We start from the raw sequence: 13,414 nt of genomic DNA, 5'->3' as shown, positions 1-13,414 counted from the left end.
GGTCGGCCCGGAGTTCTCCTCATCGCATACCCCCTCCGGCATGCCTCTCGAAGACTGGCAATCGCCCTGATGCGGGGCTGCGCGGCACCCCATAGTGTTGACCTCGGTCGCCCCGGAACCCGGTTGGCCGCAGCCTCGTCCGGCCCCTACCGACGCGGTGAACACCATGAGCGGACCCGGACCTCCCGGGGATCGCTCACCGAGCGGCCGTCGACGAGGACGGCCACCCCGAACGAGCGAGGCGCCGATGAGCACCCCCACCGCACTGACCGACGGAAACGTCCCCACCGCCCCCCGGGTCGAGACCTCCCCCCGGGTCCAGGCCTCCCCCCGCGTGATCCGCACCCGCCCCCGCGGCGAGGGCAACACGAACCCGACGACCGAGTACTCCGGTCTGCTGAGCACCGTGCGCGACGCCGGGCTCCTCCGCCGCCGCCGCGGCTTCTACTACATCCTCTTCTCCGTGCTGACGCTCGCCCTCGGCGGCATCGTCACCGGCTTCGTCCTGCTGGGCGACTCCTGGTTCCAGCTGCTGCTCGCCGCCGCGCTGGGCATCGTCCTCACCCAGTTCGCCTTCCTCGCGCACGAGGCCTCGCACCGCCAGGTGTTCGAGTCCGGCAAGGCCAACGACGTCGCCGGCCGCACGCTCGCGAACCTCGTCGTCGGCATCAGCTACTCCTGGTGGATGAACAAGCACAGCCGCCACCACGCCAATCCGAACGTGCTCGGCAAGGACCCGGACATCGTCCGCGACGTCGTGTCGTTCACCCCGGAGGACGCGGCCCGCTCGCGCGGCGCCTACGCCTGGCTCACCCGCCGTCAGGGCTACGCCTTCTTCCCGCTGCTGCTGCTCGAGGGCATCAACCTGCATCTGCACGGCTTCCGCACCGTCTTCGGCAAGGGCAAGGTCGACAAGCGCTGGGTCGAGATCTCGATGCTCGTCGCTCGCGTCGGCCTGTACCTCGCCGTCGTCTTCTGGGCGCTGCCGCTCGGCATGGCCTTCGCCTTCGTCGGCGTGCAGATGGCCGTCTTCGGCCTCTACATGGGTGCCTCGTTCGCCCCGAACCACAAGGGCATGCCGATCCTGCCCAAGGAGGCGCGCGTCGACTTCCTGCGCCGCCAGGTCCTCACCTCGCGCAGCATCCGCGGCAACTGGTTCAACGACTACTTCATGGGCGGCCTGAACTACCAGGTCGAGCACCACCTCTTCCCGAACATGCCCCGCCCCGCCCTGCGCGAGGCCCAGGTCATCGCCAAGGAGTACTGCGCGACGCACCAGATCCCCTACACCGAGACCTCGCTGCTCGAGTCGTACGGCATCGTCGTCCGCTACCTCAACCGCGTGGGCCTCTCGGCCGGCGGCGACCCGTTCGACTGCCCCGCCGCGGGCGCCTACGGGCGCTGAGCCGCCGCTCCGCACTGCACGAACGACGAAGGCCCTCCCCTCCGAGAAGGAGGAGGAGGGCCTTCGCCGTTCCGCTCGTCAGTTCGCGGAGCAGAGGATCAGCGTGCTCGACACGTTCGCCGCCGTCTTCGAGCCGGTCCCGCTGTAGCCGGAGGGCAGCGTCGAGACGGCGTTCAGCTGGAAGGCGACGCTGATCGAGAGCGTCGTGCGGACGGCGATGGTCGCTCCCGCTGCCAGCGGGGCGGTCAGGGTGATCTGACGGGACGTGTTGCTCAGCACGGCCACGGAGGCCGTGCCTCCCGAGACCGAGAAGACGCCGATGTTGGCGACCCCGGAGCCGGTGATGATGATGGTCGTGCCGGTCGGCAGCGGCTCCGTGGGGCCCGCCTGCAGCAGGAAGCCGGGGCCGAGCAGACCGAGGGTGCCGCAGGTGCCGCGGAGCGCGTACGCGCCGAGATCGACGATCGACGCCGCAGCGGACGGGGTGGCGACGGCGACGGCGACGACCGGCACGGTCCACGCGGCGGCGGCGGTGACGGAGCGGCGGGTGACCAGGCGGTCGGAATCGGAGCGGGGCGAGGAGTCGTGGGTCACGGTGTGGCCTTCCGGTCGGAGGTGCGCGGACTTCGGCGCCACACCGGCGACGGTGACGGGTGGTCCGGCTCGATGCTCGCGAGAGGCGCAGGACGGCGCCAGCGCCCGGAGCCTGTCCCCCGTCAGTGGGACGGCGTCCGGTCGGCAGCCGCTTCCGGGCGAGACGCAAGGGGCTTCCGGGCGCGGAGGAGGCGTCCTAGCGTTGACCCATGAGCAGCTCCGAGAACGACATCGAGACCACCCCCGTCGACCCCGAGGAGACCACCGGCACGGCCGGCACCGGGAACCCCGCCGGACTCGACGAGGTCGGCAGCCCGTCCCCCGATGGACCCGACGGCGTCGATGCCGCGGGCGAGGAGCAGAACCCGCCCTTGCCCGACTGGGGACCCACCGACGGCGTCCACGGCACCGACGCGGAGACCGCCGACGGCACCGACGCGTCAGGCACCGCCGGTCACTGACCGCCCCTCCGCAGGGCCCTCGCACCTCCCCTCCGGCACCGCGCCGGCCGGGAAGCGCGGGGGCCCTGCGCCGTCCCTCCGTGTTCGCCGGAACGTCGCCGGAGGCCCACGCCGGCGGCCCTACACTGGCGCAATGCAGCCGAACGAACGCGCTCTCCGCGTGATCTCCTACAACCTCCGGGAGCACCGGGCGCACGGCGAGATCGCCCCTCTCGCCGCCCGGCACGACGTCGACGTCCTCTGCCTCCAGGAGTGCGACACCACGAAGCTCCCCCAGGAGCTCGGCGATCTGCGGCTCGCCTCGGTGACCGCGCGCAACCGCCTCGGGCTCGCCGTCTACTATTCGCACGCCCGCTTCGAGCTCCTCGGCAGCGCCGCGTTCGAGCTCAGCAAGTCGATGCACGACCGGGTGATGTCCCCCGCTCACGAGCGTCTGCTCGCCGTCCGGCTCGAGGACCGCGAGGGCGGATCGATCGCCGTCTCGTCCTTCCACGCGGCCCCGCTCTCGGCCGGCAACGCGCTGCGCCGGAAGCAGATCGGCGAGGCGCTCGACCGCCTCCGCGACTACGCCCCGGACACCCCGTCGCTGATGGTCGGCGACTACAACTACCCCTGGTTCTTCCGCGGACTCGACCGCAAGATGACGCGGAACGGCTACCTCGTGTCGCGCAGTGATTCTCCGACCTACGCGCGCTACCGCTACTTCAGCGGGCACTTCGACTTCGCGATCAGCGACTCGGTGCGGATCGAGCGGGTCTCGACCCTGCCGCAGGGCGTCTCGGACCACCTCCCGGTGCTGGTCGACGCGCACTACGACGTGCGCGCCGCATGACCGGTCGGGCTCCCAGGGGCCGCCTCGGTAGGCTCGTCGAGTGACGACCCTGATCCTCGCCCGGCACGGAGAGACCGTCTGGCACGCCGAGAACCGCTACGCGGGCTCCTCCGACATCGCGCTGACCCCGCTCGGCCAGGACCAGGCGGCGACGCTCGCCTCCTGGGCCGTCGACGCCGAGCTCGACGCGGTGTACTCCTCCACCCTCGTCCGCGCCGTGCGCACCGCCGTGCCCGCCGCCCGGGCCGCCCACCTCGAGGTCCAGCTCGACCCGGCCCTCGTCGAGGTCGACTTCGGCCAGGGCGAGGGGCTGACGAACGCCGAGATGGAGAAGCGCTTCCCCGACGAGTACCGCGCCTGGGTGGCCGCGCCCGCGATCCAGCCGATGCCCGGCGGCGAGTCCGGCCTCGACGCCGTCGCCCGCGCCAACACGGCGCTCGCCCGCATCCACCGCGACCACCCGGACGGCCGCGTGCTCGTCGTCGCGCACGGCACCCTCATCCGGCTGCTGCTCTGCGCCTACCTCGGCATCAATCCCGAGACCTACCGGCACACCTTCCCCTCGGTCGACAACGTCTCGCTGACGACCCTGCTCTGGGACGAGACCGGCGTCGGCCTGCTCGGCTACAACGTCCCTCCCGTGCAGAAGCAGCGGCGCTCGAGCTGAACGCCGTCCCGCCCGCCCGGGCGAGCGCGGGATCGATCGGACTCGTGCTCGGCTCGATCGCGAGCGTGCAGCTCGGCGCGTCCTTCGCCGTCCTGCTCTTCCCCGCCGCCGGGCCGATCGGCACGGTGACCCTGCGCCTGGTCTTCTCCGCGCTGGTGCTGCTCGTCGTCTGCCGGCCGCGGATCCGCGGCTACTCGCGCTCGGACTGGGCCACCGTCGGCGCCTACGGCCTCGCGCTCGGCGGGATGAACGCCTGCTACTACGAGGCGATCGCCCGGATCCCGCAGGGCGCGGCGGTGACGCTCGAGGTGCTCGGTCCGCTGGTGCTGTCGGTGATCGCCGGGCGGAGCCTCGTCAGCCTGCTCTGGGCGGCCCTCGCCCTCGGCGGCGTGGTCGTGCTCTCGCAGGGCGGCTTCTCCTCGCTCGACCCCGTCGGCGTCGCCTTCGCGCTCGGCGCGGCGGCGCTCTGGGCCACCTACATCGTCTTCGCCGGGCGCACCGGCGGGCGCTTCCCGCGACTCGACGGCCTCGCACTCGCGCTGACCGCCGGCGCGATCGTGTCGCTGCCGTTCGGCATCGCCACCGCCGGGCCCGCGCTCGTGCTGCCGCCGGTGCTGCTGCTCGGACTCGCGGTCGCCGTGCTGTCGTCCGCACTGCCCTACGCGCTGGAGCTGCTGGCGCTGCGGCGCCTGCGCTCGTCGACCTTCTCGATCCTCATGGCGCTGGCGCCCGGCGCCGCCGCGCTCTCGGGGTTCCTGGTGCTGGGCCAGCGGCTGACCGCGATCGAGGCGGTCGGCATCGCCCTCGTCGTCGCGGCGAGCGTCGGCGCGGTGCGCACCGCCCGTCGGACCTGACACGCCCGTCCCGCTGCCGTCGCGGAACGACGGGAGGCGGAGGCCAGGCCGGGGCGCGGGAGCCGCCCTTTCGGGTCGGGCGGCCGATCGGACCAGGTCACCGTACGCGTCGTGTCCCCGGCCTGGTCTGCCTCCGACGGTACTGAGCGCCGCCCGTCCCGCCAAGCTGTCGCGAACGGTGTGGCCACAACGGGGGGGGGATCGGCGGACCGGGGTCTCGATACGCCGCTGCGCGGCTACTCGACCAGCATGCTCCTCAACGACTGCAGGCACTCATGCCCGGTCGATCCCGGCTGCACGCACTTATTCCGGTCGATCCCGGCGCGCGCATTCATGCTGGTCGAGTAGCCCCGGAGGGGCGTATCGAGACCCACCGTCACCAGCAGGGCGGGTCTGCAGACCCGCGTTCTGACGATGGTGGATCTCGATACGCCCGCTGCGCGGGCTACTCGATCAGCATGGGGAGCGCCCGCTTCCGGTCCACTCCATCACCATGAGGGCGCCCGCTGCGCGGGCTGCTCGATCAGCATGCAGCGGGCCAACTCTTTTGTTAGGCTAACTATGTGACTCCTGCCGACACCGATCTCCCCGCCCTCGCCGGCGAGACGCGCATCGCCGTGGGCCGGCTCGGCCGCCGCCTGCGCCAGGAGAAGGCGGAGCACGAGCTCAGCGACGCGCAGTTCGGCGTCCTCGCCCTCCTGCACCGGGAGGGACCGCGCACCCTCGGCGAGCTGGCCGAGGCGGAGCGCGTCCGTCCGCCCTCGATGACCCGCACCGTCGGCTGCCTCGCCGACGACGGACTCGTCGAGCGCCTCGCCGATCCGGCCGACGGCCGCGTCACCCGCATCCGCGCGACCGCGCGCGGCTCCGAGCTGGTCCTCGACGTCCGGCGCAGCCGCGACGCCTGGCTCATCGCCCGCCTCCGCGAGCTCGATCCCGCCCAGCGCCGGCTGCTGCACGACGCCGCCGCGCTCCTGCGCGAGGTGGCGGACCGATGAGCGCGATGTTCCGCTCGCTCGCGGTGCCGAACTACCGCATCTGGTTCGCCGGGGCGATGGTCTCCAACATCGGCACCTGGATGCAGCGCACGTCCCAGGACTGGATCGTCATCAACGATCTGACCGACCACGACGCGACCGCGCTCGGCGTGACGATGGCACTGCAGTTCGGCCCGCAGCTGCTGATGGTCCCCTTCTCCGGCTTCATCGCCGACCGCTTCGACCGCCGGAAGCTCCTGATGGCGACGCAGGCCGCGATGGCCGTCCTCGGCCTCGCGCTCGGCCTGATCGTCGTGACCGGGATCGTCCAGCTCTGGATGGTCTACGTCTTCGCGCTGCTCCTGGGCTTCGCCGCCGCGATCGACGCTCCGGTGCGCCAGACCTTCGTCTCCGCGCTGGTCGAGGAGCGCGACCTCTCCAACGCGGTGTCGCTGAACTCGGCCTCCTTCAACTCCGCGCGGATGATCGGCCCGGCCCTCGCGGGCGTGCTGATCGCGGCGGTCGGCTCCGGCTGGGTCTTCCTCCTCAACGCGGCGAGCTTCATCGCGGTGCTGGTCTCGCTGCGCTTCCTGCACCGGGAGCAGCTGCGCTCCGCCCCGCGCGCGACCCGCGGCCCCGGCGCGCTGCTCGAGGGCTTCCGCTACGTCTCGCGGCGGCCGGACATCCTGGTCGTGCTCTCGATCGTCTTCCTGATCGGCACCTTCGGCCTCAACTTCCCGATCTTCGCGTCGACGATGGCGACGGTCGAGTTCGACATGGGTGCCAGCGAGTTCGGCCTGCTCTCCTCCGCCATCGCCGTCGGCTCGGTCGTCGGCGCCCTGCTCTCGGCCCGTCGCGACCGCCCGCGACTGCGCCTGATCGTCGGCGCCGCCGCTGCCTTCGGTGTCGCGCTCGCCCTCGCCGGCCTGATGCCGACCGTCTGGGCCTTCGCGATCCTGCTGCCCTTCGTCGGCATCGCCGCGCAGACGCTGATGACCTCGGCCAACGGCTACGTCCAGCTCTCGACCACGCCGGAGATGCGCGGCCGGGTGATGGCGCTCTACATGGCGATCTTCATGGGCGGCACCCCGATCGGCGCCCCGCTGATCGGCTGGGTCGCGAACGCCTACGGCCCGCGCTGGGCGATGCTGGTCGGCGCCGCCTCCGGAGCGCTCGCCGCCGGTGTCGGCGTCGGCTGGTACCTGCGCACCCGCCGCCGCGCCCGCGCCGGCGAGCCCGCCGCCCAGGAGGAGGTCGCCCTCGTGACGACCCCCGCCCTCACGCCTCGCGCGTGATCTCCACCCGGACGAACAGCTTCGAGGCGTGCTACTCGGCTCGCGACGAGGGCCTCCCTCGTCCCTAGGCGCGTTCCGCTGCGTCTCGCATCCGCTGATACTGCTCGGGCGGGACCGACTCCAGGATCCGGCGCACACCGTCTCGTCCCGCGAGCGGCCTCACGGCAGCGAAGACGGCCGCACCGTGCAGGTCCTCGTGAGCACGGTGCTGCAGATGGAGCTTCGATTCCCCGGTGAACGCGCGCCTGAGGGTCGGCGACAGGGTCAGCGGGACCCAGGCGTTCCGTTCGACCTCGGTCACCAGGAGCTGGCGCTCGATCCCGCGAGTCACCGCCGCGGCGACCCAGTCGGCGAACTGGACGTTCGCGCTGAGCGCGCTGTCGACGTGCATGGGGGGCTCCACGATCCGCCTCATCTCGGGGTGCTCGCCCGCTCGTCCGAGGATGTGTCCGTACATGAGCGGCAATCGCTTCGCGCGGTCCTTCTCGTTGATCTGGTCGATCATGACGAGGAGCTGCTGATCTCTGCGATCGGAGTAGGTGCAGAGCCGGTTGAGGGCCTCCCGCATGGCCCTGGTCTCGCGATCGTCCTTGTCGAGATGCGTCTGCTTCGGCGTCCCGATCGGCTTCTCGTCGGCGTAGAAGAACAAGGCCCCACCGAACCTCTCGCAGAGGTGACGGACCAGGCCGTTGAAGACTCGGATCTGCTCCGGATGGTGCTGGGCGGTGAAGGAGTGGAAGATCTCCGAGCCCTTCTTCTCCCACCGCCCCGGATGCTCCGCGCGCGCGATGTCCGGAGCGAAGACGGTCCGCTTCTCGCGATCGAAGAGCTGTCCGAAGCGGCGCGCGGCACCGTCCGGCACGATGAAGCCGGCATACCCGAACGCAGGACTGGTCCTGAACCGAGGGTCCGTCTTCGAGACGAACGCACCGGTCTCGCCGATCTCATCGATGTAGGCCAGCAGCATCCGACGAGTATCCGCCAACGCAGAAACCCACGCGCAAGGCGTGGGTTTCTCGAATTGGCGCTCTGAGGAACTCTTTCATCCCCCGCTACCGGTGATCACGCTAGCACCCGCGTTTCGCGCATCGCCATCGGGGCGCATCGCCGCTCTCGCAGCCCATCCGTACTGGCGCGGAACACAGCCTCCGAGCACCCCGCCCTCACGCCTCGCGCGTGATCTCCACCCGGACGAACAGCTTCGAGGAGTGCGGGCCGGCGTAGACGCCGCGGAGAGGCGCGATGTCGTTGTAGTCGCGGCCGCGGCCGACGATCACGTGGCGGTCGCCGATGTCGATCAGGTTGGTCGGGTCGTAGCCGCGCCAGGCGCCGCCGCAGAACCACTCGACCCAGGCGTGCGACTCGCCGACGACGGTCTCGCCGATCGCCGCGTTCGGCTTGGGGTGCAGGTAGCCGGAGACGTAGCGCGCGGGGATGCCCGTCGAGCGCAGCGCGCCCAGGACGATGTGGGTGATGTCCTGGCAGACGCCCTCGCGGGCGGTCCACGACTCGGTCGCCGTCGAGTGCACGCCGGTGACGCCCTGGCGGTAGGTCATCTCCCGGCCTATGGTCTCGGCGATCGACAGGGCCGCGTCGCACGGACCCTCCGCCGCGTCGGCCAGCCGGCGGGCGAGCTCGACCAGGTCCTCGGGCGGCGCCGTGCGGTTGGTCTGCTTGAGCTGCTCGACGTACTCGGTGAGCGTCTGGACCTGGTCGTCCAGCTGCTCCCAGCCGACGGGGTGGTCGGGGTGCGCCTTCGGCCGGATCTCGACGAGCGAGGTCGCGGTGAGCGAGAGCTCCTGGTGCGGATCGAGCACGTCGAACGACGAGACCCGGGTGCCCCAGTAGTCGGTGTAGGTGTGCGCGGAGGTGACCGGGCGGATGACGAGGTTCGACGAGAGCACGAGCTGCCCGTCCGAGGACGCCGGGAGCATCCTCGCCTCGTTGTAGGAGGCGACGACGTCGCCCCGGTAGGTGAACCCTGTCGTGTGCGTGATGCGCAGCCTGCTCACAGCGCCTCCCCGATCCAGCTCGGCATGACGTTGGTGGGGAAGTAGCGCTGGCGGATCGCCTCGGAGGCCGACGACGTCGCCTCCTGCACGCTGTCCATGTGCCGGGGCAGGTCCTCGAGGATCTCGGCGATCGGCCGGTACTCCAGCTCGCTGCGGATCTGGCCGAGCACACGCTGGGCGTCGCCGGTGTGGCCGACGCGGCCGGTGCGCGGCTCGATGTCGCGCATGCACATCTCCGCACGCGAGACCGAGAAGAGGATCGAGCGCGGGAAGAGGCGGTCGAGCAGCAGGAACTCCGCCGCGTTGCGGGCGCTCGGCACGCCGCGATAGGTGCGGAGGTACGCCTCGTACGCGCCGCAGGAGCGCAGGATCGTGGTCCAGGACGGGCCGCTCGCCTCGGTCAGCGACCGCGTGGCCAGCAGCCGGGCCGTCATGTCGGCCCGCTCGATCGAGCGGCCGAGGGTGAAGAACTGCCAGGCCTCGTCGCGCGAGGTGGCCGACTCGATGATGCCGACGGCGAGCGCCGAGCGCTCGCGCACCCAGCCGAAGAACTCCGACACCCGCTCCCCCGTGACCCGGCGGGGCATCCGGGTGCGCGTGGTGTTCAGGCACTCCCACAGCTCGGTCGAGACGATCTCGCGGGCACGGCGGGCGTTCTCGCGGGCGGCACCGAGCGAGTAGGCGATCGAGGCGGGGTTCGTGCGGTCGATCGCGAGGATGGTCAGAACATCCGCGCGGGTGACCTCCTTCATGTCGTCCGGGGCGGTGGACCCCATCACCGACAGCAGCGAGCGGCAGGCGGTGTCCTCGTCGATCCACGGGTCCTCGAGCAGGAGCTGCAGGTGGACGTCGAGGATGCGGGCGGTGCCGTCGGACCGCTCGATGTAGCGGCCGATCCAGAACAGCGACTCGGCGATCCGGGAGAGCATCAGGCGTCCTCCCCTGCGGCGAGCGTCTGCTGCTGCTGCTGCTGGTCCTGGTCGTGGTTGGCCGCGTCCTGCGGCGACTGGTCGGGCGTGTGGTTCAGCGGATAGACGATCGGGATCGAGGTGGTCACCGCGGCCTGGTCCTCGACGAGCCCGGAGATGTCGTGGGCGTCCGGCTCGGTGAGCGGCGCGCCCTCGAGGCCGACGACCCAGGTGTCCTTCGAGCCGCCGCCCTGCGACGAGTTGACGACGAGCTGGCCCTCGGGCAGCGCCACCCGGGTGAGACCGCCGGGCAGGACCCAGATGTCCTTGCCGTCGTTGACCGCGAAGGGACGGAGGTCCGCGTGCCGCGGCCGCATCCCGTCGTCGACCAGGGTCGGGATGGTCGAGAGCTGCACCACCGGCTGGGCGATCCAGCCGCGCGGGTCGGCCTGCAGCCGCGAGCGCAGCTCGGCCAGCTCCTTCGCCGAGGCGGCCGGCCCGACGACGAGGCCCTTGCCGCCGGAGCCGTCGACCGGCTTCACGACGAGCTCGTCGAGGCGGTCGAGCACCTCCTCGAGCGCGCCCGGATCCTCCAGGCGCCAGGTGTCGACGTTCTTGATCACCGGCTCCTCCGAGAGGTAGTAGCGGATCAGGTCGGGCAGGTAGGTGTAGACGAGCTTGTCGTCGGCGACGCCGTTGCCGACCGCGTTCGCGATCGTGACGTTGCCGAGGCGCGCGGCGAGCATCAGACCGGGCGAGCCGAGCATCGAGTCGGCGCGGAACTGCAGCGGGTCGAGGAACTCGTCGTCGACGCGGCGGTAGATCACGTCGACGCGGGTGGGCCCGGAGGTCGTGCGCATGAACACCTTGCCGCCGGTGCAGAAGAGGTCGCGGCCCTCGACCAGCTCGACGCCCATCAGGCGGGCGAGCAGGGTGTGCTCGAAGTAGGCCGAGTTGTAGACGCCCGGCGTGAGCACGACGACGGTGGGGTCGTCGACGCCCTCCGGCGCGGAGGCGCGCAGGGCCTGGAGCAGGCGGTTGGGATAGTCGCCGACCGGGCGCACCCGCATCGAGACGAACAGCTCGGGCAGCGTCTGCGCCATCACTCGGCGGTTCGAGATGACGTAGGAGACGCCGGAGGGGACGCGGACGTTGTCCTCGAGCACCCGCCAGTCGCCGACCTCGTCGCGGATGAGGTCGATGCCGGAGACCTGGATCCGCACGCCGTTGGCCGGCTCGATGCCGGCGGCCTGGCGGTGGAAGTGGCTGGAGCTGGAGAGCAGGGCGGCGGGGATCACGCCGTCCTTCACCGCGTTCTGCGGGCCGTAGACGTCGGCGAGGAAGGCCTCGAGCGCGCGGACGCGCTGCTTGATGCCGCTCTGCACCTCGTTCCACTCGGCGCTCTCGATCACGCGCGGGACGGCGTCGAGCGGGAAGGGCCGCTCCTCGCCCGCGAAGTCGAAGGTCACGCCCTGCGCGAGGTAGGAGGAGGCGAGCGCATCGGTGCGACCGCGCAGCTCCTCCTGCGTCATCCGCGCGAGCGAGGAGTAGATGTCGCGGTAGGAGTCGCGGACGCCGGCGGGGCCGCTCGTCGCCGCGACATCGGCGAACATCTCGTCCCAGGGTGAGGCGCCCGTGCGGGGCCGCTCGACCTTCTGGGACCCGTATCCGTCGAAGAGGTCACCCATGGCACGACTCTAGTGCGGGGCAGATTGCGGGGATGTTTCGGGCGGCCGGAGGGCGAGGAGACCGCCCATCACTCGATCGTGAGCGCCCGCGCGATCCGGTCGGCGTCGAAGGCGCGGGCCATCCGCCGCCGCTCCCCGTCCGGGAGGCCGAGCTCGAGGGCGACTCCCTCCCAGGCCTGGACCTGCTCGGCGGTCTCCCGCACGATCCGCGCGGCGGCGGGGCGGGTGAGCCGGTAGGCGTCGGCCGTCGCCAGGAGCTCGCCGAGGTCGCGGTGGCGGGGGTCGTCGCGGTCGCTGATCGGCCGCGAGTGCACGACTCCGGTGCTCGTGCTCGCGTTCACGTCGAAGAGCGGGGCGAGACGCCAGCCTCCGTCCTGCCGGAGGAAGCCGTGGTTGCGCCAGTGGTCGTCGACGTTGTTCACGAGGACCGTCAGAGCGATCCGGGTGAACATCTCCCGCAGATCCGTGCGCGGATCGGCGCTGAGGTCCGCCAGCACGTCCGAGAACTGCTCGTACGAGTAGCGGCCGAGATCGTTCGCGCCGATCTCCAGGGCGGAGGCGGCCGAGAGGTAGGCGCGACGACCGCCCGCGGCAGTGCGGTCGAACCGGTCGAGCAGCAGCACGCTCTTCTCCGCCGAGGCGCGCAGCAGCGTCCACGTGGGAGTCCGGAGGCCGATCCGCTCGGCCAGGACGAGCACCACCGCCTCCCAGCGCTCGACGTCGAGCCCCTCGTCCTTCGAGTGCGGGAGCTTCGCGAGAGCGAGGCGGCCGTCGGCGCGGAGGACGTTGGCCTTGGGGCGAGCTCCGCCGGGCGAGGTCGCGATCCCGGAGAGGTAGGCGACGTCCTCCTCGGAGGCGTCGTCCGCCTCGTAGCGCGCCGCCACGTGGAGGATCCGCTCGATCTCGTGGACGTTCGCCACCCCGGTGTCCGAGGAGGACCACTCCGCCGCACCGGGCAGCCGGAACCGGAGCGCGCCCATGCGGGCGGCGTCGGAGACGCCCAGCAGGTGGTCCCACGCCCCACGCAGAGCAGGCGCAGCCGGATCCTTCCGTCGGAGGGCGCCGTGGTTCGCCTCGATCAGACGGCGGCCCCACTCGTCCGGCGACGCGTCCTCGAACGCACCGGGGAGCGAGTGCGACTCGGGCGTCCAGATCCTGCCGCTGACGAGGGGCAGATCGGGGGAGATCGCGAAGGCGCCGGGAGAGGACAGGTAGTCGGCGTCGTACTGGAAGGAGGAGGAGGCCAGGACGCGCCCCGCGAACGACGGATGGAGGGTGCCGACCCGCACGAGTCCCCGCGACTCGTCGTCGAGGTGGACCTCGACCGGCCCGGCTGTCACAGGGAGCCGCCGGCGCCGAGGATCGCGTCGATGCGGGCCCGTGCCGTCTCGCTGCGGTAGGGATCGGTCGCCTGGACGAGGGAGTCCGCGATGCCGAGCGCCCCGAGGACCGCGACGACCGAGTCGAGGCGGGCCGAGCCGTCTCCGGCCTCGAGGCGGCGCAGCGTCTCGCGGGTGACGCCCGCCCGCTCGGCGAGCGAGGACGCGGTCATCCCGTTCACGGCTCGCCAGCGCCGGATGTTGGCGCCGATCTCGGCCAGCTGGAGGGAGCGGCGAGGCGACCGTCGTGCGACCATGCGAAGACTCCTGATCTCTGTAAGTAACAGACTATCGCTGAATGGCAGGTTCAGCGTTCAGCGGGCTTCCTCCGCTCGTCCGGCC

14 protein-coding genes are annotated in these 13,414 nt (G+C 71.6%); 7 read left to right on the top strand and 7 right to left on the bottom strand.

Going from position 1 to position 13,414, the window contains the following annotated elements; translation table 11 throughout:
* Window positions 1-247 precede the first annotated feature (247 nt).
* Entirely contained in the window at window positions 248-1,405 is a 1,158-nt protein-coding gene (locus EDF17_RS02135; protein ID WP_123444960.1) for an acyl-CoA desaturase, read from the top strand.
* A 78-nt stretch (window positions 1,406-1,483) separates the two neighbouring features.
* Here the strand turns inward: EDF17_RS02135 and EDF17_RS02130 are convergent, their stop codons facing one another.
* Window positions 1,484-1,999, bottom strand: coding sequence for a hypothetical protein (locus EDF17_RS02130; RefSeq protein WP_148076880.1), 516 nt, complete (start codon window positions 1,997-1,999; stop codon window positions 1,484-1,486).
* Window positions 2,000-2,208: 209 nt separating this feature from the next.
* Between EDF17_RS02130 and EDF17_RS02125 the strand changes: the two genes are divergently transcribed.
* The 6 genes from EDF17_RS02125 to EDF17_RS02100 all read left to right on the top strand — a co-directional run bounded on the left by EDF17_RS02125 (window position 2,209) and on the right by EDF17_RS02100 (window position 7,085).
* A complete protein-coding gene (locus tag EDF17_RS02125) occupies window positions 2,209-2,460 on the top strand; it encodes a hypothetical protein (RefSeq protein ID WP_123444959.1) in 252 nt (83 codons plus the stop codon).
* Between the two features lie 133 nt (window positions 2,461-2,593).
* Window positions 2,594-3,292 (top strand): endonuclease/exonuclease/phosphatase family protein, encoded by a 699-nt coding sequence (locus EDF17_RS02120; protein WP_123444958.1) that lies wholly within the window; start codon window positions 2,594-2,596, stop codon window positions 3,290-3,292.
* Window positions 3,293-3,332: 40 nt separating this feature from the next.
* The gene (locus tag EDF17_RS02115; RefSeq protein ID WP_123444957.1) at window positions 3,333-3,959 is read left to right on the top strand and encodes a histidine phosphatase family protein; all 627 of its coding nucleotides are present in this window, start codon (window positions 3,333-3,335) and stop codon (window positions 3,957-3,959) included.
* Window positions 3,960-4,003: 44 nt separating this feature from the next.
* Window positions 4,004-4,813 (top strand): EamA family transporter, encoded by an 810-nt coding sequence (locus EDF17_RS02110; RefSeq protein WP_243580972.1) that lies wholly within the window; start codon window positions 4,004-4,006, stop codon window positions 4,811-4,813.
* 563 nt (window positions 4,814-5,376) lie between these two features.
* Entirely contained in the window at window positions 5,377-5,811 is a 435-nt protein-coding gene (locus tag EDF17_RS02105; protein WP_123444955.1) for a MarR family transcriptional regulator, read from the top strand.
* Window positions 5,808-7,085: an MFS transporter gene (locus tag EDF17_RS02100; RefSeq protein WP_123444954.1), complete on the top strand. Its 1,278-nt coding sequence runs from the start codon at window positions 5,808-5,810 to the stop codon at window positions 7,083-7,085. The genes EDF17_RS02105 and EDF17_RS02100 overlap by 4 nt, the downstream gene beginning before the upstream one ends.
* A 64-nt stretch (window positions 7,086-7,149) precedes the next feature.
* Here EDF17_RS02100 and EDF17_RS02095 read toward each other — a convergent pair whose 3' ends face one another.
* The 6 genes from EDF17_RS02095 to EDF17_RS02070 all read right to left on the bottom strand — a co-directional run bounded on the left by EDF17_RS02095 (window position 7,150) and on the right by EDF17_RS02070 (window position 13,329).
* Entirely contained in the window at window positions 7,150-8,052 is a 903-nt protein-coding gene (locus EDF17_RS02095) for a DUF3800 domain-containing protein (RefSeq protein WP_123444953.1), read from the bottom strand.
* Between the two features lie 196 nt (window positions 8,053-8,248).
* Window positions 8,249-9,097 (bottom strand): transglutaminase family protein, encoded by an 849-nt coding sequence (locus tag EDF17_RS02090; protein WP_123444952.1) that lies wholly within the window; start codon window positions 9,095-9,097, stop codon window positions 8,249-8,251.
* Entirely contained in the window at window positions 9,094-10,026 is a 933-nt protein-coding gene (locus EDF17_RS02085; protein WP_123444951.1) for an alpha-E domain-containing protein, read from the bottom strand. The genes EDF17_RS02090 and EDF17_RS02085 overlap by 4 nt, the downstream gene beginning before the upstream one ends.
* Window positions 10,026-11,693, bottom strand: a complete 1,668-nt coding sequence (locus EDF17_RS02080) for a circularly permuted type 2 ATP-grasp protein (protein WP_123444950.1) — start codon at window positions 11,691-11,693, stop codon at window positions 10,026-10,028. Before EDF17_RS02080 ends, EDF17_RS02085 begins: the two co-directional genes overlap by 1 nt.
* A gap of 68 nt (window positions 11,694-11,761) precedes the next feature.
* Window positions 11,762-13,033, bottom strand: coding sequence for a type II toxin-antitoxin system HipA family toxin (locus EDF17_RS02075; RefSeq protein ID WP_123444949.1), 1,272 nt, complete (start codon window positions 13,031-13,033; stop codon window positions 11,762-11,764).
* Window positions 13,030-13,329, bottom strand: coding sequence for a helix-turn-helix transcriptional regulator (locus EDF17_RS02070; RefSeq protein ID WP_123444948.1), 300 nt, complete (start codon window positions 13,327-13,329; stop codon window positions 13,030-13,032). Before EDF17_RS02070 ends, EDF17_RS02075 begins: the two co-directional genes overlap by 4 nt.
* Window positions 13,330-13,414 lie beyond the last annotated feature (85 nt).

This window comes from Rathayibacter sp. PhB1 (genome assembly GCF_004362935.1).
Lineage (GTDB): Bacteria > Actinomycetota > Actinomycetes > Actinomycetales > Microbacteriaceae > Rathayibacter > Rathayibacter festucae.
Note: the sequence above shows the minus strand (reverse complement) of the source record. Positions and strands in the feature narration are given on the sequence as shown.

Excerpts from the sequence above, each read along its gene's own strand:
- EDF17_RS02135 (WP_123444960.1), top strand. The coding sequence starts at position 248 with ATGAGCACCCCCACCGCACTGACCGACGGAAACGTCCCCACCGCCCCC.
- EDF17_RS02070 (WP_123444948.1), bottom strand. The coding sequence starts at position 13,329 with ATGGTCGCACGACGGTCGCCTCGCCGCTCCCTCCAGCTGGCCGAGATC.
- EDF17_RS02095 (WP_123444953.1), bottom strand. The coding sequence starts at position 8,052 with ATGCTGCTGGCCTACATCGATGAGATCGGCGAGACCGGTGCGTTCGTC.
- EDF17_RS02080 (WP_123444950.1), bottom strand. The coding sequence starts at position 11,693 with ATGGGTGACCTCTTCGACGGATACGGGTCCCAGAAGGTCGAGCGGCCC.
- EDF17_RS02085 (WP_123444951.1), bottom strand. The coding sequence starts at position 10,026 with ATGCTCTCCCGGATCGCCGAGTCGCTGTTCTGGATCGGCCGCTACATC.
- EDF17_RS02120 (WP_123444958.1), top strand. The coding sequence starts at position 2,594 with ATGCAGCCGAACGAACGCGCTCTCCGCGTGATCTCCTACAACCTCCGG.
- EDF17_RS02125 (WP_123444959.1), top strand. The coding sequence starts at position 2,209 with ATGAGCAGCTCCGAGAACGACATCGAGACCACCCCCGTCGACCCCGAG.
- EDF17_RS02100 (WP_123444954.1), top strand. The coding sequence starts at position 5,808 with ATGAGCGCGATGTTCCGCTCGCTCGCGGTGCCGAACTACCGCATCTGG.